This is a genomic window from Bradyrhizobium liaoningense (assembly GCF_018130955.1).
Classification (GTDB): domain Bacteria; phylum Pseudomonadota; class Alphaproteobacteria; order Rhizobiales; family Xanthobacteraceae; genus Bradyrhizobium; species Bradyrhizobium liaoningense_C.
Window position 1 is genome coordinate 1 of the sequence record NZ_JAFCJM010000070.1, and the last position, 16,831, is coordinate 16,831.

A 16,831-nucleotide genomic window follows, 5' to 3' on the forward strand; every position below is an offset into this window, starting at 1 on the left:
ACTGGTCCTCCCAGCCGACAGAGAACTGTTACCAATCCATCAGGTCTACTTTGTTACCAATCTATCCGGGCTGAACACCCGGTTCACCTCTCCCCAGCGGGGAGAGGTCGATTTGGGCCAGCAAATCGGGTGAGGGGGCGCTGCCCCAAATTGAGACCGTAAACCCTCACCCGGCGCAAGAGCGCCGACCTCTCCCAAGGGAGAGGTGAAGTCCCCATGCCGCGCAAGTTCGTCCCAATCTCACGGCAGCTAAAATAGAAAAGGGGCGGAGCATCGCTGCTCCGCCCCTTTGTCGTGTTGTGGTCGTCGCGATCAGTGCATGAAGCCGCCGCGACGATTCATGTTGCCGCCGTTCTGGGCCGGCGCCTGGTTCATCGACTGCTTGAAGTTGTTATTCACCGTGACGTTGTTAATCCGGTTCGGCGTGGTGTTGAACTGCGGACGGTTGACCTGAACGGGGGGCACCGGATTGTTGTTGGTCTGCTTCACGATGCCGGTGTTACCGGTGGTAACGCGGATCGGCTGGTTCTGGCCGGTGGTCGCGGGACCATTGGTCTTCACGTCGATGTTCTTGACGTCGACCTTCGTTCCGCCCTTGCCAACATTTGTCGCCGGCAGGGTCACGATCTTGCCAGGGGTACCGCTGTTGCTGCCGGTATTGGGCGTGTTGTTGCCGGCGGGCAGCGTCACGATCTTGCCGACGACACCGGTGTTGGACGGCGTACCGGTCGTGGTGTTGGTCGGCGCCGGCAGCGTGACGACCTTGCCAGGAACCTGCGACGGCGTCTCGATCGGCTGCTTCGGCAGGTTGTTGCCCGCCGGGAGCGTCGTGACTTGGCCACCGTTCTGGCCACCATTACCGAGCTTGCCGATGACGTTGCTGTCGATCGGGATCGGCTTGTTCTGGCCGACGGGCAGGTTGCCATTGCCGAGCCCGCCACCCTGCTGAACGATCGGCAGGTACTTGTTCGGGCCGAGATTGGTGACCTTGAGCGGCGCGATGTTCTGCGGCGCAAGGAAGTGGGTCGCCTGCATCAACGGGATTTCCTTCGGCTGCAACTGCAGCTTCAGGGCCGACTGGGCATAGGGGCTGTTGGAGTAGCTGTCATAGAAGTTCTTGTAGGCGATCGGCGAGTTGGCAAGCACCGTCTTGTGCCAGGCGTTCGCGATCAGGAGGTTGGCGAGCAGCCAGCGGATGCGATCGCACAGCGGGTCGTGCGGGTACATCTGGATGAACTCCTGATAGTACTGCGGCTGCCCCTCTGAGAGCACGTAGTCATAGGCCTGGCGGGCCGAACGGCTCGGCAGGTTCGACGCCATCTGCACGACCGGGGCCTTGATCGGCGCGCGGTTGGCGGCAACGGCGGTGTCACCGAAGAAGGTGAAGTCCGAGGTCAGCGAGGAGCTTTCCCACGGCACCTGCGCGCCGTCAGTCGTCTGGTTGACTTCCAGGCGCACGCGCTTGAAGAGCTGCTCAATCGGCAGGTTCGGTTCACGCGCGATGTTGAGGAAGGCCTGCGTATACGGGCTGTGGCCACCCTGACCGTCGAGCGCTTCCGAACCCGGCGCGGTGGAATAGCCGACGATGGAGCCGTTCGGCGCATCGACGATCGCAAGGCCGCGGCCCGCATCGTTGACGCTCGGGAACGGGTTGTTGCGGCAGGCGTCGAGGATGACGATGCGCATGCGGCTCGGGATCGTCTCCAGCGTCGACATCACGTCGACGAGACGAACCGAGTTGTTCACGAGCTCGCTGGGGCTGGAGACCTTCGCATCGACAGGCACGAGATAGTTCTCGCCGGCGAGCTGCACGCCGTGGCCGGCATAGTAAACCATCGCCACCGTGTTGGTGCCGCGCGAGGCGACCTTGGCGGAGAAGTCCTGCACCACCTTGAGCATGTCGCTCTGCGTCAGGTCGGTCGCGGAGATCACCTCGAAGCCGGCGGAGTTGAGGAACTTCGCCATCGACTCGGCGTCGTTGTCGGGGTTCGCGAGTTGCGGCGCATTCCGGTAGTTCGAATTACCGATCACCAGCGCCACGCGTTGCTCGGGGCTCTGCTGCGCGACCGGGATGGCCGGCGCGACGGGGGCGGCTTGCGCAGGGGCAACTTGCGCGAACGCCGGATCGCAGGCGAAACCGAACAGGCTTCCCAGGACGCTGGCGGTCATCAAAAGGGATTTGAGGCGGAACATTAGCGTGCTCCTTTGGCACTGATCTCGATGCGAGATTGGTGGCCTGCACGCTAGATCGCGTTCGAGTTTTGGTACGTGATGTCAGTCACCATGGTACCATGCGTGATCTGGATCACGCCGGGAACCGATTCACCGGCTGCGGACGGCGTTGGCCATGCGCGAGAAAGCCTGGTCCAGCAGGGCGCGCATCTCCGCCGGCAGCGCGCAATCGTCCATCGCGGCGCGCATGCACATCATCCATTCGTCGCGCTCGGCCTCGCCGATGGCATAGGGACGATGCGCGGACATGACGCAGCGGTGCTCCGGCCGATTGAAATAGAGCGCCGGTCCGCCGAGCCAGGCGCTCAGGAACTCGAACAGGAGCTGACGGATCGGGCCCAGATCCGTGCCGTGCATGGCGCGGATGCGGCGCGCGCCGGGATCGGTGTCCATGATCTCGTAGAATCGGTCGGCCAGCCGCCGCACCACGGCCTCGCCGCCGATGAGGTCGTATGGGGTCGTCTGGGTCGTCGGGGGTTTGCTGGTGGACGCAGTCGGCATCGTCGCGTTGCTCATTCGTGGCGGTCACGGCGAGCCAACAGGTCCGGTGCGATTTGCGCTATGATTTGGATCAATTTGGGAGTGGTCAGCGCCAGATCGATTGCCGAACGGGCGGGTTTTGGGCAGCATTGCCCGTCAGATTCAAGGGGACGTGTCTCACCATGCTGAAGTCGATCGATCCGATCCTGACGCCAGATCTGCTCTGGCTGCTGGCCTCCATGGGCCATGGCGACGACCTCGCGGTCGTCGACGCCAATCATCCGGCGGCGCACATTGCGCGCTCAACGTCCTCGCAGCGCCTGGTGCATCTGTCCGGCATCAGCATGGAGACTGCCGTCCGCGCGATCATGACGCTCTATCCGCTCGACGACTTTGAGCCCGATCCCGTGCGCGTGATGGCGCCGCTCGACGATCCCGACCGCGTGCCGGACGTGCAGCGCGCGGTGCTGGCGGAGATCGAGCGCTCCGTGGGAGGTCCCGTTCAATGCGGCAAGCTCTCGCGACCCGACTTTTATCGCGCGGCAGCGTCGAGCTTTGGCGTGGTGCAGGTGGGAGACAGCCGGGGCTATGGCTGCTTCCTCATCCGCAAGGGCGTGATCGGGATCTAGGTGCCACCCCCGGCCGGCGGACACGCCCGATGTTCGCTGTCCGGCGACAGCGGAAACAGCTGACGTCGCCGGAGAAACAGAAGGGCCACTGTCGGAAGTCGCCACTCTTCGCGCATTCAGCACACACGCGGGTTATCGCCGACGTCGCAAGTGCCTCCGCCCGTGGGCGCAGACGCACGGACGCGCGGCACGCGATTGTTGACCGGGCCATTCACATAACGGGCTGACGGGAAATCGCTTGCGGTGGCGTCGTCTGCGAGATGCCCCGGGGTTACATGGCTCGTGCGAGCCGTAGCGGGAGTTGCGAGCACTGTTGCAGCAATCAGCGGAACCAACAGAAGTTTGGATCTGGTCATGTCCTTCTCCAGTGGCAAACCCGTTACTCCGGGCTGTCTAATGACCAGACTGGCAACCGAGCGCCTGTATTCCGGAACGCGTCAGCATATCTTCGAACGCGGCATCACGATCACGCGAACTGACTGTCGCGCCGAATTCCATCGCGCCGACGACGCGACATTTTCGTCTAAGGGAAGCGGCGGATGGCCGACGATCCTCACGCATCACGAGAAGAATGCGATCTTCTCGGCCTGGGTCATGCGGCGGATCGGCGCCAAGAGATCGTTGGCGGCGGTGCGAGGCGTCTTCAGCATGCCGCTGGCGAGGATGGTTGCGCCGAGCGACGGCTCCGGGACCGGTGAGGGCATCGGAAGCGACGTTGCCTGCGCGACGGCGGGCTCCGGGCGCTCCATCACCGCAACCGCGGCTTCGGCGATGGCCGCGCGCAATTGCGCGATCGTTTCAGCCATCCCGGCTGCAACGGGCGCTGCGACAACGGGCTCTGCGACAACGGGCTGTGCTGCAATGGGCTCCGCCGCAATGGGCTCTGCTGCGATCGGCTCTGCTGCGGCCAGCTCTTCCGCAACCGGCTCCGCCACAACCGGCTCTTCCACGACCGGCGCCTGAACCTCTGCTGCAACTTCGCTCAGCTCGCCGATGATCTCGTCGAACTCCGGATCGGGCGCGGCCATCTCCATCGCGATCGCCGCGAGAACGGCTTCGTCCTCGGCCTCCGCTGCGGCATCGAACTGAGGCTCTTCGGCGACCTCGGCAAGTGCGGCAGGTTCAGCGACATTCTCGTCAATCGCGATCGGGCTCGCCGCGACCTCTGCGATTTCGACCTCGGCGATTTCGATTTCACCGATGACTTCGGCGGCTGGGGCTTCCATCGTCTCGGCGACGTCAGTTGCTGCTGCAGCGAGCTCCGGGTCGGGAGCCGCAGCGACCTCCTGCGGCGTCTCCGCAACGGCCGCGGGCGGTTCGCTCGCTACCATCGCCATCGCGGCATCGGCAGCGGGTGCATCCGCGACCTCGGGCGCTTGCTGCGCCGGGGCGGGGGGAGGAGGCGGCGCCGCGGCCTGCTTCGCGGTGGTGTCGCCGCTGCCGGCCTGCTCGATCTGGTCCTTGAGCAGGTCGAAGGCGATCCTGAGCTCGGCGCGCGGGTCAATGGTGGAGACCTGCCCGCAGGCGCCCTCGATGGCGGTGAGCTGCGAATCAATCAGGTCGCAGATTCGCCCGTCGGCGCCGATCTCGCGCCAGCGCCAGGAGATCTCCTTGATGATGCGCACGCCGCGGTGGATCGGTGTGAGGCTCGCCTCGATCACGCTCGGATCGAACGCGGCGCCGGCCAGGGTTTCGGCCTCGCGCACGGCGCGGCGGATCGCGGCGAGCACCTCGGGCACGCGGTCCTCGACGACCGGTTGACGCTGCGCCGCAAGGGTTTCCTCGATTTTGGCGACCGCATCGAGCACCATGCGCGTGTCGGCGTTGCGGTTGCGCTTGGCGTATTCGCCAAGGAACCAGCGGCCGCGCGCGGTCTCCATAAAGGCTTCGCGGATCGCGTCGTAGTCCTGCTCGTTCGGCCCTGCCGCACGGGCGGAAATCGGCGAGAGGGCGAATGCTTCATTGGCCATGGCAATCTCGTCGCGCAAATCAGTGCGCGTTACTGTAACGATCACCACGATATCGACCGAATCGCAATTGAATTGATGCCGCCCGAATCACAAATCTCCACAGCATCTGCGTCGCAAGGCCGGCGATTCGCGATTCGGCTGGCGCTGTTCTACTCGACATCGTTCGGCCTTCTCGGCACGCATCTGCCGTTCTTCCCGGTCTGGCTGAAGGCGGTCGGCATCGATCCCGGCTGGATCGGCATCATCTGCGCCGTGCCCGCCGTCACGCGATTTACGTCGCTCCCCTTCGTGACCGCTGCGGCCGAACGCCGCCACGCTCTTCGCGCAGGGATGATCATCTCCGCCTTCGCCGCGGCGCTCGGCTTCGCGCTGCTCGGCACGCAGCATCAGCCGATACCCGTGCTGTTGCTTTATGTCGTAACCTGCGGATTCTGGACCCCGCTGGTGCCGCTGGCGGATGCCTACGCGCTGCGCGGCATTGCTCGCTACGGTCTCAGCTATGGCCCGCTGCGGCTGTGGGGATCGGTCGCCTTCATTATCTGCGCGCTCGGCTGCGGGCTCGCGGTCGACGTGATCGCGGCGCGCGCATTGATTTGGGTGATTGCATCGCTCGCGACGCTGTCGGCATTCACCGGCCTCCTGCTCCGGCCGCTCGACGATGTCAGACGAAAAACCGCGGTGGCGCAGGGCGGCAAGCGCCTGCTGCGCGATGCGAACTTTGTTGCGATCATCGTCTCGGCGGCGCTGATCCAGTGCAGCCACGTCGCCTATTACACGTTCGCCTCGATCAACTGGCAGGCCCATGGCCTCGGCGGGCTGACGATTGCGGCACTCTGGGCGCTCGGCGTGTTCGCGGAGATCATCGTGTTCGCGGTATCGCCGCGGCTGTCGCTGCATCCGTGGCTGCTCGTGGTGATCGGTGGCGTCAGTGCGGTCGTGCGCTGGTCGGTCACCGCCAACGAACCGCAGCTTGTCCTGCTCGCGATCGTCCAACTCGGGCACGGCCTCACCTTCGGGCTGACGCAGATCGGCGTCATGAACCTGCTGGTGCATCACGTGCCGTCGCATCAGATGGCGCGCGGGCAGGGCTATTACGCTGCCACCGCCGGTCTGTTGAGCTCGACGACGTCAATCATCTCGGGTGCGATCTATGCCCGCTATGGCGAGGGGCTCTATTACGTCATGGCCGCGATGGCCGGCACCGGCGCGTTTGTGATGTGGTCGATGCGGCACCGGCTCACGGCTCAGCCCCAGAGCGCGGCCTCCGGCGGATAGACCAGGCTGTCGTCGTAGCGTAGCGCGTGGTCGCGGTCGCGCGCGAGCAGCAGCGGGCCGTCGAGATCGACGTAGCGGGCCTGCGGCGTCAGCAGCATTGCGGGGGCCATCGACAGCGAGGTCGCGACCATGCAGCCGACCATGATCTCGAAGCCGAGCGTCTGGGCGGCGTCGGCCATGGCGAGCGCCTCGGTGAGGCCGCCGGTCTTGTCGAGCTTGATGTTCACGGCGTCGTAGCGGTCGCGCAACGGCGCGAGCGAGGTGCGGTCGTGGACGCTCTCGTCGGCGCAGACCGCGAGCGGGCGCTTGATGCGGGCGAGCGCCGCATCCCGCCCGGCCGGCAGCGGCTGCTCGACCAGGGTGACGCCGGCTTGCGCGCAGGCGAACAGGTTCCGTTCGAGGTTGGCGTCGGTCCAGGCCTCGTTGGCGTCGACGATCAGCTCCGATTCGGGAGCGGCCTCGCGGACGGCTGCGATCCGCTCGGCATCGCCGTCGCCGCCGAGCTTGATCTTGAGGAGCGCGCGCCGTGACGCCCTGGCGGTCGCGGCCGCCATCGCCTCGGGGGCTCCTAACGAAATCGTGTAGGCCGTGGTCCGCTCGCTCGGGACGGGACGGTCGAGCAGGTTCCAGGCCCGCAACCCGGCCTGCTTGGCCTCCAGGTCGATCAGGGCGCAATCCAGGGCGTTGCGGGCCGCGCCCGGCGGCATTGCCGTCTGGAGGGCTTGCCGGTCGAGCCCGCCGGCAATCGCCCCCTGCATGGCCTCAATGGCCGTAAGCGCAGCTTCCGGGGTCTCGCCATAACGCGGATAGGGCACGCATTCGCCCCGGCCGGTGAAGTCTCCGCGGCTGATCTCCGCCACGACGGTCACGGCCTCGGTCTTGGCGCCCCGGCTGATGGTAAAATGGCCCGCGATGGGGAAGCGCTCGATTCGCGCAGTCAACATTGGAAGTTTGGGCGAAGTCATTTAAAACTCTGGCAATTTCGAACCGGTACGTTGCCTCGTGCAACTAACTATGACGGGTTGGGGATACCTTCTTCAAGGTAAGGGCGCGTGCGCAACCATCACTTTTCCGCTGCTTCATATGCCGCTTCAGGGGAGCGGGCATTTTGAGCGGGGATCCGAAACTCGAGCGGATTGCCAAGGGCAATGCGCTTGCATTGTGTGCGACCGGGGCCTGGACCGCGAGCTTCGCGCCCAGTCTCGAGCGCATCGTGGCGGATGCCGAGAAGCTCGCCGGCAGCCGGCAGAACATCTTCATCGACGTCTCCGAGGTCTCCAAGCTCGACACGTTCGGCGCCTGGCTGATCGAGCGGCTGCGCCGCAGCCTCACCCAGGGCAGCGTCGAGGCGCAGATCGCGGGTCTCTCGGCGAATTATTCCAGCCTCGTGGACGAGGTCCGGCGCGTGAAGGCCACGCCCGTGATCGACAGCAGCACGGTCACCATATCAGGCATGCTGGAGCAGATCGGCCGCGCGGTGGCGGGCGTTGCCGGCACGGTGACGAGCCTGGTCGACATGCTCGGCGCCGTGCTGGCCGCGGGCGGTCGCGTGCTGATCCATCCGCGCTCGTTCCGCCTGACCTCGACCGTGCACCATCTCGAGCAGGTCTGCTGGCGCGCGGTGCCGATCATCGTGCTCATCACCTTCCTGATCGGCTGCATCATCTCGCAGCAGGGCATCTTCCACTTCCGCCGCTTCGGCGCCGACATCTTCGTGGTCGACATGCTGGGCGTCCTGGTGCTGCGCGAGATCGGCGTGCTGCTGGTCGCGATCATGGTCGCGGGCCGTTCGGGCAGCGCCTACACCGCCGAGCTCGGCTCGATGAAGATGCGCGAGGAGATCGACGCGCTACGCACCATGGGCTTTGACCCGATCGAGGTCTTGGTGCTGCCGCGCATGCTGGCGCTGGTGCTGGCGCTGCCCATCCTCGCCTTCCTCGGCGCGATGGCCGCGCTCTATGGCGGCGGGCTCGTCGCCTGGCTCTATGGCGGCGTCGACCCGGAAGCCTTCCTGCTGCGCCTGCGCGACGCCATCTCGATCGACCACTTCATCGTCGGCATCGTGAAAGCGCCCGTGATGGCCGCCGTGATCGGCATCGTCGCCTGCGTCGAAGGCCTGGCCGTGCAGGGCAGCGCGGAATCGCTGGGACAACACACGACGTCCTCGGTGGTGAAGGGCATCTTCTTCGTCATCGTCATGGACGGCGTGTTCGCGATCTTCTTCGCGTCGATCGGAATGTGATGATGGCAGGCGAGATCCAAAACCCCATCATCCGCGTCCGCGACATCACCGTGCAGTTCGGCTCGACGCGCGTGCTCGACGGCCTCAACCTCGACGTCAAGCGCGGCGAGATCCTTGGTTTCGTCGGCCCGTCGGGCGCGGGCAAATCCGTGCTGACGCGCACCATCATCGGTCTGGTGCCAAAAGTTGCCGGCCGCATCGAAGTGTTCGGCGTCGATCTCGATTCATCTGATACATCGCAGCGCCGTGGTGTCGAGCGGCGCTGGGGCGTGCTGTTTCAGCAGGGCGCGCTGTTCTCCTCGCTCACCGTGCGGCAGAACATCCAGTTTCCGATGCGCGAATATCTCAACGTCACGCAGCGCCTGATGGACGAGATCACCATGGCCAAGCTCGCGATGGTGGGCCTCAAGCCGGAGGTCGCCGAGCGGTTTCCCTCAGAACTCTCCGGCGGCATGATCAAGCGCGTGGCGCTGGCGCGCGCGCTCGCGCTCGATCCCGATCTCGTCTTCCTGGACGAGCCGACCTCGGGCCTCGATCCGATCGGCGCCGGCGACTTCGACGAGCTGGTCAGGACCCTCCAGCGCACTTTGGGCCTGACCGTTTTCATGGTAACCCACGACCTCGACAGTCTTTACACCGCTTGCGATCGCATCGCCGTTTTAGGGAACGGTAAGATCATTGCTGCAGGGTCGATCGCCGACATGCAGGCCTCGCAGCATCCCTGGTTGAGGCAGTATTTCCATGGCAAGCGCGCCCGCGCGGTCATGAGTTGATGTCCCGGAGTAACTGATGGAAACGCGGGCGAACTACGTGCTGATCGGCTCCTTCACGCTGGCGGTGATCGCGGCGGCGATCGGCTTCGTGCTGTGGTTTCAGTCGCTCCACACTACCAAGCAGCGCAGCCCGCTGCGGGTCGTGTTCGAGGGGCCGGCGGCCGGCTTGCGCAACGGCGGCAGCGTCAACTTCAACGGTATCAGGGTAGGTGAAGTGGTCTCGGTGAAGCTCGACAACCCGCGTCGGGTTGTCGCACTCGCCATGATCGAGAACAAGGCGCCGATCCGCAAGGACACCCTGGTCGGTCTCGAATTCCAGGGGTTGACCGGCGTTGCCGCGATCTCGCTCAAGGGCGGCGAGGAGGCCGCGCCCCCGCCGCCGCTGGACGAGGACGGCATCCCGATCCTGATGGCCGACCCGACCAAGCTTCAGGACGTCACCGAGGCGATCCGCGGCACGCTGCAGAACATCAACAAGCTCGTCGCCGACAATCAGCAGTCGGTGAGCAACTCGCTGAAGAATCTGGAGACCTTCACGACCTCGCTGGCGCGCAATTCCGAGCGCATCGACGCCGTCATGGCCAAGGTCGACGGCGTGATGCTCAAGGCCGACAACCTCATGCTTGGCCTCAACACGCTCGCCGGCGGCAAGGACGGCGGCGAGCTGTTCCAGGCGGTGAAGTCGATCCGCGAACTCGCCGACGACTTTGACAAGCGCTCGGGTGCGCTGATGGCCGACGGCCGCCGCACGCTCGGCGACATCAGCCGCGCCGTGAACAATTTTGACCGCAACCCGACCCGCGTGCTGTTCGGCGCCAGCAACAGCTCGCAGCAGGCGGCCCCGCCGCCCGAACCGCCGAAGCCCGCGGCGCCTGCCGCGAGCGGCAGGCGGCAGTAGCGGTCGCACGCTCGCGGCCATTTCGTCACGTCAATCGAACGCAGCGGCACCGCCATTGATCTCGGCGGTGACCGCGACGCATGCGTGGCGCTGGTCGCGCAAGTCGCGCGCCCGCGCGATACGAAAGTATGGGGGGTGACGGAGCCAAGGTAGGGGGAGGGGCCCGCAGTCGATCCCGGTTATATCGCGCGCAAGTCGCGCTCGAGGAAAGGCGCGTCGTTTCCACTCACAGGGAGGAAAGCGTGATACGCCTTTTGCTGCTGCTGCCGTTCATCGGGCTGATAATCGTGTCGTTCTACAACGTGAGGGAGCCCTATCTGTTCGGCTTCCCGTTCTTCTATTGGTATCAGCTCGCCTGGGTGCCGCTGACCTCGCTTCTCACCTTCATCGTCTACAGGAGCGTGCGTCATGCTGACTGACGTCGACAACGCCGCTTTCGCGGTCTTCATCGCACTGTTCGTTCTCGTCACCGGGATGGGCTTCGTCGCATCGCGCTGGCGCAAGCCGGAGACGCTCGCCCACCTCGACGAGTGGGGTCTCGGCGGCCGCAAGTTCGGAACGTGGATCACCTGGTTTCTGGTCGGCGGCGATTTCTACACCGCCTATACGGTGATCGCCGTCCCGGCGCTGGTCTATGCCGTCGGCGCCTACGGCTTCTTCGCGCTGCCCTACACGATCATCGTCTATCCCTTCGTCTTCGCGGTGATGCCGGTGCTGTGGAAGATCGCCAGGGACCGCGGTCATGTCACCGCCGGCGACGTGGTTCGCGGCAGCTACGGCTCGCGCGGGCTCGAGCTCGCGGTCGCGGCCACAGGCGTGCTCGCGACGATGCCCTACATCGCGCTGCAACTGATCGGCATGGAAGTCGCGATCAAGGCGCTCGGCCTGCATGGCGAGGTGCCGCTCGTCCTGGCGTTCCTGGTGCTCGCGCTCTACACCTATTCGTCGGGTTTGCGTGCGCCGGCCCTGATCGCCTTCGTCAAGGACATCATGATCTACATCGTGGTGATCGCCGCGATCGCGATCGTACCGTCCAAGCTCGGGGGCTACGGCGCGATCTTCACGGCGGCGGATGCCGCATTCGTGGCCAAGGGTTCCGGCGGCGTGTTGCTGTCTCCGGCGCAGATCTTCCCCTATGCCTCGCTGGCGCTCGGCTCCGCGCTCGCCGCGTTCATGTATCCGCACACGCTGACCGGCATCTTCGCGTCCTCCGGCGGCAACACGATCCGCAAGAACGCGGTGCTGCTGCCGGCCTATACGCTGCTGCTCGGCCTGCTCGCGCTGCTCGGCTACATGGGGCACGCGGCCGGTCTCAAGCTCGCCAGCAACAACGACGTCGTGCCGGCGCTGTTCAAGACGCTGTTTCCGAGCTGGTTCGCGGGCTTCGCCTTCGCCGCGATCGCGATCGGCGCGCTGGTGCCGGCCGCCGTCATGAGCATCGGGGCGGCCAATCTGTTCACCCGCAACTTCTGGAAGGTGTGGATCGATCCCGCGGTGACGCCGGCGGGCGAGGCCAAGGTCGCCAAGATCACCTCGATGCTGGTGAAGGTGGGCGCGCTGCTTGCGATCCTGCTGATGCCGACGCAGTTCGCGCTCGACCTGCAACTGCTCGGAGGCCTCTGGATCCTCCAGACCCTGCCGGCGCTGGTGTTCGGGCTCTACTTCAACTGGTTCTCCAGCGCGCCGCTTCTGATCGGCTGGGCCTGCGGCCTTGCGGGTGGATCGTGGCTTGCCTGGTCGGACGGTTTGAAGCCGCTGCACAGCATCGACTTCGGCGCCGGTCCGGTCGCGATCTACACCGGGCTGTTGGCGCTGGCGCTCAACATCGTCGTTGCGGTCGCCGTCAACCTGCTGCTCAAGGGCCTGCCCCAGGCGCGGCTGTCCCGCGAAGCCGCCTGACCGTCGGCTGGTATCGAGGCCTGTCGGCCCGGGGTTCCCCGGACTTGATTGGGCCTCGATCGAGCTGAAAAAGCTCAGGAGCTTCCGTTCCGGTAGAACCGGAACGGAAGCTCCTAGATTCTTGTTTTGACGCGTTTTCTTGACGCGAAGCGGTGTCCACTTCGCTGGAAAACGCTCTAGTATCCGCCGCTCTCCGGCCCGGGGAATTATCCCAGGCCAGAGAAAGGTCTCGGGTGAGGGATGTCTTGCAGGGGTGGTTCGTTCTCACGGTCGCAGCGGCCTATGTGACCGCGCTGTTCCTGATCGCCTGGTGGGGCGACAGGCGAAGCGTCGACGGTCCCCTGGTCTCGCCGATGTCCTGGACGGCGGCGATCAGCTACTGCCTCACGCTTGCGGTCTACAACACGTCCTGGAGCTTCTACGGATCGGTCGGGCGTGCCGCCACAACCGGGCTCGACTTCGTCACCATCTATGTCGGCCCGACATTGGTGCTGCTGTTCGGCCAGCGGCTCCTGGCCAAGGTGATCGTGATCGCCAAGGGCCAGAACGTCACCTCGATCTCGGACTTCATCGCCGCGCGCTACGGCAAGAGCCAGGCGCTGGCCGCGTTCGTGACGCTGGCCTCGCTGCTCGGCGTCCTGCCCTATATCGCGCTCCAACTGAAGGCGGTGGGGAAGAGTTTTGACTATCTGATCCTCCAGCCGGAGCGGGCAGGCGGCGAGAGCCTGCAGTTCTGGCAGGATTCGGCATTCGGCGTCGCCGCCTCGATGGCGTTGTTCGCGATCGTGTTCGGCGTCCGGCACGTCCATGCCAGCGAGCACCATCGCGGCCTGATGCTGGCAATCGCCTTCGAGAGCGTCGTCAAGCTGGTCGCGTTCCTCGTCGTTGCGCTGTTCGTGCTGTTCGGCGTTTCCGGCGGGCCGGCCGGCCTGTTGGCAGAACTTCAGTCCGACCCGCAACTCGGACGTATCCTGACGTTCGATCCGTCGCAGCCCGTATGGCCTTCGACGATCATCATCGCGGCGATCGCGTTCCTGTGCCTGCCGCAGGCGTTCCATGTCGCAGTCGTCGAGAACGAGACGCCCGCGCACACGCGCACCGCGGCCTGGCTCTATCCGGGCTATCTGCTGCTGTTCAGCCTCTTGATCCTGCCGATCGCGGCCGCTGGGCTTGCCAGGTTCGGGGCGATGATGGATCCCGACACCTACGTCATCTCGCTGCCGATCGCTTCGGGCGCCACGACCGTCAGTCTGATCGCGTTCCTCGGCGGGCTTTCGGCTGCGACCGGGATGGTCATCATGACGTCAGTGGCGCTGAGCACGATGCTTTGCAACGACGTCATCATGCCGCTTCTGCTGCGCTGGCAGTTTCTCGGACGCCGTACGCAGAGCTGGTCCGTCTCCTCGACCCTGGTGGCGGTGCGCCGGCTGTCGATCCTCGCCATCCTGCTGCTGGCCTATCTGATGCACCGCCTGGTGAATCAGGCCTATCCGCTCACCGTCATCGGCCTCCTGTCCTTCGTGGCGGTTGCGCAGTTCGGGCCGGCCTTCATCGGCGGATTGTACTGGCAGCGCGCCAGCAAGGTCGGCGCTTCCATGGGGATCGCCGCCGGTTTCTGCGTCTGGGCCTACACGCTGCTGTTACCATCGGCCGGACCGTTGTGGTCCGCGGTTGAGCGGATCGCGCATGACGGTCCGTGGCAGATCGCGTGGCTGAGGCCGAACGCGCTGTTCGGCCTCGACGGTCTTGACGCGATTTCGCACGCAACGCTCTGGAGCCTCGTCGCCAACATCGCCTGCTTCGTGGCGTTCTCCCTGCTCAGCAGGCAGACGACGGTAGAGCGCAACCAGGCTGCGGTCTTCGCCGAGGGCGCGGTCCACGACACGATCCCAAGACTGTCCTCGCGCGTGGTGGTGCGGCTCGAGGACCTTCGCTCGCTGGCGATACGTTTTGTCGGGCTCGAGCGCGGTGTTGCCGCGTTCGACAGCTATGTCGCTGCGCGCGTGGCCGGCCCCGGGCCGCGTCTCGACCAGTCCGGCCTGGTCGACCTCGACTCGATCCGGTTCACCGAAAACCTGTTGGCGGGCGCGATCGGCGCGGCGTCGGCGCGCGTGGTCATTGCCGCCTCGCTGGAAGGCCATTCATTGTCGCGCCGCGCGGCGATGGCGATGCTGGATGAGGCCTCCGAGGCGCTGCGCTTCAACCGCAGCCTGCTCCAGAGCACGCTCGAAAGCGTGCCGCAGGGCATCTGCGCGTTCGACGCCGACTTCAATATCACCGCATGGAACGGACGCTTCATCGCGCTATTGGACCTGCCGCCCGACCTCGTGCGGGTCGGCCTGCCGCTGGCGGAGCTGATCGCCTTCAATGTCGGGCGCGGCGAATATGCGGCTTCCGAATTCGCTGCATTGCTGGTCAATCGCGACGTCGCGGCGCAGACCTGGCCCTATGTCTACGAGCGCAAGCGGCCCGACGGCACCGTGCTCGAGATCGTCTACGATCGCATTGCCGAGGGCGGCTACGTATCAACCTACACCGACGTCACCGAGCGTCATCGGGCCGCCGAAGCGCTGCGCCGCGCCAACGAGGATCTCGAGCTGCGCGTTCGTGAGCGCACCGAGGCGCTCGAACAGGCGAAGGCCGAGGCCGAGCAGGCCAATCTCGGCAAGACGCGGTTCCTCGCCGCGGCGAGCCACGATCTGCTGCAGCCGCTGAATGCGGCGCGGCTGTTTCTCTCCGCGCTTGACGAGGGCCTGCGCGCTGCGCCCTCCGGCGCGGCGAAGGAGCGGACATTGGCCGAGAGCGCAGTCACGGCGCTGCGGTCGACCGAGCACGTGCTCGATACGCTGCTTGACATCTCCTCCTACGATTCCGGCACCGTCCGCGCCGAGCCGATCGACTTCCCGATCGCGGACCTTCTGGTGCAGTTGACCGTCGAGTTCTCCGCCATGGCGCGCGAGCGCGGGCTGGTCTTGCGCGTGGTCGACTGCGGGCTCACCGTGCGCAGCGATCCGCATCTGTTGCGCCGGATCCTCCAGAACCTGTTGTCGAACGCGCTGCGCTATACGCCGAAGGGGCGGATCCTGCTCGGTTGCCGCCGCCGCGGCGGCAGGCTGCGGATCGAGGTCTGGGACACCGGGGTCGGCATCGCCGAGAGCGATCACAAGCGCATCTTCGAGGAGTTCCAGCGGCTGGCGCCGGGCGCGGACAAGGGACTGGGGCTCGGGCTGGCGATCGTCGAGCGCATTTCGCGCCTGCTGGGCCATGCCGTCGATCTCCACTCGCGCCCGGGCCACGGTTCCTGCTTTGCCGTCACGGTCCCCTGCGCGCCCGGGGGCGGATCCGCTCTGCAACCCAAGGCGAGGGACGTGGCCGCGCAGCCGACGGAGCGGCCGCTGACGATCCTGTGCCTGGACAATGACACGACGATTCTCGAGGGGCTGACGGCGCTGCTCGCGGCCTGGGGGCATCGCGCCGTGGTCGCGTCGAACATCGAAGCGGCGATGCAGGCGGCGGCAAACTGCCGGCCGGACGTCGTGCTGCTCGACTACCACCTCGACGGCGTGCGCAGCGGTCTGGATTTTCTCGACGATCTACGGCAGACCTCCGCCGGCGACGTTCGCGTGCTGGTCGTTACCGGCGACCGCAGCGAGCAGGTCCGCAAGGAGGCCAGGGCGCGGGGGTGCGAGATCCTGCAGAAGCCGCTCAGGCCGGCCGCGCTGCGGCGATTTCTCGCCGGCGAGGCGTTGAGCCGGCAACTGGCTGCGAAACAGGTTACGGCATGACGACACGCATCGTGATCGGCGACGACCATCCGTTGGTGCAGGCGGCGCTCCGCAGCGCGCTATCAAGCGTGCTTGATGATCTCGACATCATCGCCTGCCAGTCGCTGGACGAGGCGTTGCACGCGCTGACCGGGCGCGCGGAGGAGGTCGATCTGATCCTGTGGGATCTGACCATGCCGGGCATCCAGGGTTTTGCCGCGCTGTTCATCCTGTCGGCGCAGTTTCCGACCGTGCCCGTTGCGATCATCTCGGCGCGGCAGGACGCGGCCACGATCCGCCGCGCCATCGCCTATGGCGCTTCCGGCTACATCCCGAAATCGCTGAGCCTGCCGGAGATGGCTGACGCCGTCACGCGCATCCTTGCCGGTGAAATCTGGATGCCGCCGAATGTCGGCGGCCGCAGTTCGGTGCAGGGCGCCGACGTCGAACTCGGTGCCCGCATGGCATCGCTCTCGGCGCAGCAGTTGCGCATTCTGGCGATGATTGTCGATGGCAAGCTCAACAAGCAAATCGCGGGCGAGCTCGACATTGCCGAGCAGACCGTGAAGGGCCACGTCTCGACCATCCTGCGCAAGCTCGGCGTCGGTTCGCGCACCCAGGCCGCCGTGCTCGCGGAGCGTCTCGCCTTCGGGCTTTGACCGCGCAAAA

General features: G+C 65.8%; 13 protein-coding genes. 9 read left to right on the forward strand and 4 right to left on the reverse strand.

Features of this window, described 5'->3' with window-relative positions; genetic code table 11:
- Nucleotides 1–312: 312 nt before the first annotated feature.
- Together JQ632_RS33495 and JQ632_RS33500 are read right to left on the reverse strand one after the other, a co-directional pair.
- Nucleotides 313–2,193: a caspase family protein gene (locus JQ632_RS33495; RefSeq protein WP_212406937.1), complete on the reverse strand. Its 1,881-nt coding sequence runs from the start codon at nucleotides 2,191–2,193 to the stop codon at nucleotides 313–315.
- Nucleotides 2,194–2,322: 129 nt separating this feature from the next.
- A complete protein-coding gene (locus JQ632_RS33500; protein WP_249152725.1) occupies nucleotides 2,323–2,748 on the reverse strand; it encodes a group II truncated hemoglobin in 426 nt (141 codons plus the stop codon).
- A gap of 146 nt (nucleotides 2,749–2,894) precedes the next feature.
- Between JQ632_RS33500 and JQ632_RS33505 the strand changes: the two genes are divergently transcribed.
- Nucleotides 2,895–3,341, forward strand: coding sequence for an RbsD/FucU family protein (locus tag JQ632_RS33505; protein WP_212406938.1), 447 nt, complete (start codon nucleotides 2,895–2,897; stop codon nucleotides 3,339–3,341).
- A gap of 560 nt (nucleotides 3,342–3,901) precedes the next feature.
- Here JQ632_RS33505 and JQ632_RS33510 read toward each other — a convergent pair.
- Nucleotides 3,902–5,311 (reverse strand): hypothetical protein, encoded by a 1,410-nt coding sequence (locus tag JQ632_RS33510; RefSeq protein ID WP_212406939.1) that lies wholly within the window; start codon nucleotides 5,309–5,311, stop codon nucleotides 3,902–3,904.
- Nucleotides 5,312–5,386: 75 nt separating this feature from the next.
- On the opposite strand from JQ632_RS33510, the gene JQ632_RS33515 reads away from it, so the two are divergent.
- Entirely contained in the window at nucleotides 5,387–6,586 is a 1,200-nt protein-coding gene (locus JQ632_RS33515) for an MFS transporter (protein ID WP_212406940.1), read from the forward strand.
- Here JQ632_RS33515 and dgcA read toward each other — a convergent pair.
- Entirely contained in the window at nucleotides 6,556–7,551 is a 996-nt protein-coding gene (gene dgcA / locus JQ632_RS33520) for an N-acetyl-D-Glu racemase DgcA (RefSeq protein ID WP_212406941.1), read from the reverse strand. The genes JQ632_RS33515 and dgcA overlap by 31 nt on opposite strands.
- A 143-nt stretch (nucleotides 7,552–7,694) precedes the next feature.
- Here dgcA and JQ632_RS33525 point away from each other — a divergent pair, with 143 nt between their 5' ends.
- From JQ632_RS33525 to JQ632_RS33555, 7 genes are all read left to right on the forward strand, one after another.
- Nucleotides 7,695–8,828: an ABC transporter permease gene (locus JQ632_RS33525; protein WP_212406942.1), complete on the forward strand. Its 1,134-nt coding sequence runs from the start codon at nucleotides 7,695–7,697 to the stop codon at nucleotides 8,826–8,828.
- Between the two features lie 2 nt (nucleotides 8,829–8,830).
- On the forward strand, nucleotides 8,831–9,601 hold the full coding sequence (locus JQ632_RS33530; protein WP_212406943.1) for an ABC transporter ATP-binding protein: 771 nt from the start codon (nucleotides 8,831–8,833) through the stop codon (nucleotides 9,599–9,601).
- A gap of 16 nt (nucleotides 9,602–9,617) precedes the next feature.
- A complete protein-coding gene (locus JQ632_RS33535; RefSeq protein ID WP_212406945.1) occupies nucleotides 9,618–10,499 on the forward strand; it encodes an MlaD family protein in 882 nt (293 codons plus the stop codon).
- 242 nt (nucleotides 10,500–10,741) lie between these two features.
- A complete protein-coding gene (locus JQ632_RS39770) occupies nucleotides 10,742–10,918 on the forward strand; it encodes a DUF3311 domain-containing protein (protein WP_312015690.1) in 177 nt (58 codons plus the stop codon).
- A complete protein-coding gene (mctP, locus tag JQ632_RS33545) occupies nucleotides 10,908–12,398 on the forward strand; it encodes a monocarboxylate uptake permease MctP (protein ID WP_212406948.1) in 1,491 nt (496 codons plus the stop codon). The genes JQ632_RS39770 and mctP overlap by 11 nt, the downstream gene beginning before the upstream one ends.
- 245 nt (nucleotides 12,399–12,643) lie before the next feature.
- The gene (locus JQ632_RS33550) at nucleotides 12,644–16,183 is read left to right on the forward strand and encodes a PAS domain-containing hybrid sensor histidine kinase/response regulator (protein WP_212406950.1); all 3,540 of its coding nucleotides are present in this window, start codon (nucleotides 12,644–12,646) and stop codon (nucleotides 16,181–16,183) included.
- Nucleotides 16,180–16,821 carry a response regulator transcription factor gene (locus JQ632_RS33555; protein ID WP_212406952.1) on the forward strand — a complete coding sequence of 214 codons (642 nt, stop codon included), beginning with the start codon at nucleotides 16,180–16,182 and terminating at the stop codon, nucleotides 16,819–16,821. The genes JQ632_RS33550 and JQ632_RS33555 overlap by 4 nt, the downstream gene beginning before the upstream one ends.
- The last annotated feature ends 10 nt before the right edge of the window (nucleotides 16,822–16,831 follow it).

Bases quoted from the DNA above. Each gene is read 5' to 3' on its own strand.
- JQ632_RS33555 (WP_212406952.1), top strand. From the start codon at position 16,180: ATGACGACACGCATCGTGATCGGCGACGACCATCCGTTGGTGCAGGCG.
- JQ632_RS33515 (WP_212406940.1), top strand. From the start codon at position 5,387: ATGCCGCCCGAATCACAAATCTCCACAGCATCTGCGTCGCAAGGCCGG.
- JQ632_RS33495 (WP_212406937.1), bottom strand. From the start codon at position 2,193: ATGTTCCGCCTCAAATCCCTTTTGATGACCGCCAGCGTCCTGGGAAGC.
- mctP (WP_212406948.1), top strand. From the start codon at position 10,908: ATGCTGACTGACGTCGACAACGCCGCTTTCGCGGTCTTCATCGCACTG.
- dgcA (WP_212406941.1), bottom strand. From the start codon at position 7,551: ATGACTTCGCCCAAACTTCCAATGTTGACTGCGCGAATCGAGCGCTTC.
- JQ632_RS33500 (WP_249152725.1), bottom strand. From the start codon at position 2,748: ATGAGCAACGCGACGATGCCGACTGCGTCCACCAGCAAACCCCCGACG.
- JQ632_RS33535 (WP_212406945.1), top strand. From the start codon at position 9,618: ATGGAAACGCGGGCGAACTACGTGCTGATCGGCTCCTTCACGCTGGCG.
- JQ632_RS33505 (WP_212406938.1), top strand. From the start codon at position 2,895: ATGCTGAAGTCGATCGATCCGATCCTGACGCCAGATCTGCTCTGGCTG.
- JQ632_RS33510 (WP_212406939.1), bottom strand. From the start codon at position 5,311: ATGGCCAATGAAGCATTCGCCCTCTCGCCGATTTCCGCCCGTGCGGCA.
- JQ632_RS33530 (WP_212406943.1), top strand. From the start codon at position 8,831: ATGGCAGGCGAGATCCAAAACCCCATCATCCGCGTCCGCGACATCACC.